The sequence below is a fragment of the Ruminococcoides intestinihominis genome, from assembly GCF_040096285.1.
GTDB classification, from domain to species: domain Bacteria; phylum Bacillota; class Clostridia; order Oscillospirales; family Acutalibacteraceae; genus Ruminococcoides; species Ruminococcoides intestinihominis.
Window position 1 is genome coordinate 1 of record NZ_JBBMEY010000103.1, and the last position, 503, is coordinate 503.

1 protein-coding gene is annotated in these 503 nt (G+C 39.8%); it reads right to left on the reverse strand.

Annotation, left to right across the window (positions count from 1 at the left end; all coding sequences use genetic code 11):
- Positions 1–503 (reverse strand): aldehyde dehydrogenase family protein (locus WMO18_RS10930; protein WP_367286617.1); only part of this gene is annotated, 503 nt, incomplete at both ends.

Genomic DNA, 503 nt, shown 5'->3' on the forward strand with positions numbered 1-503 from the left:
TTTTCTGTTTCTTCAGGGTTTAGGAAGTAACAACCTCTGTACTGGAATTCCTTCTTAACCTTTTCGTAAATATCCTTTACAACGATTACTGACTGTTCTGATGCACAAATCATACCGTTATCAAATGTCTTTGAGTGGATGATTGAAGATACAGCTAGTAGGATATCTGCTGAGCTATCAATGATAGCAGGAGTATTACCTGCACCAACACCTAGAGCTGGCTTACCACTTGAATAAGCAGCCTTAACCATACCAGGACCACCTGTTGCTAGGATAATGTCTGATTCTTTCATTAGTAGGTTTGTCATATCTAGAGATGGAATATCAATCCAACCGATGATATTTTCAGGAGCACCTGCCTTAACAGCTGCATCTAGAACAACCTTTGCTGCTGCGATTGTGCTTTTCTTTGCTCTTGGGTGAGGAGAAATGATGATACCATTTCTTGTCTTTAGAGAGATAAGTGTCTTAAAGATTGCTGTTGATGTTGGGTTTGTTGTTGG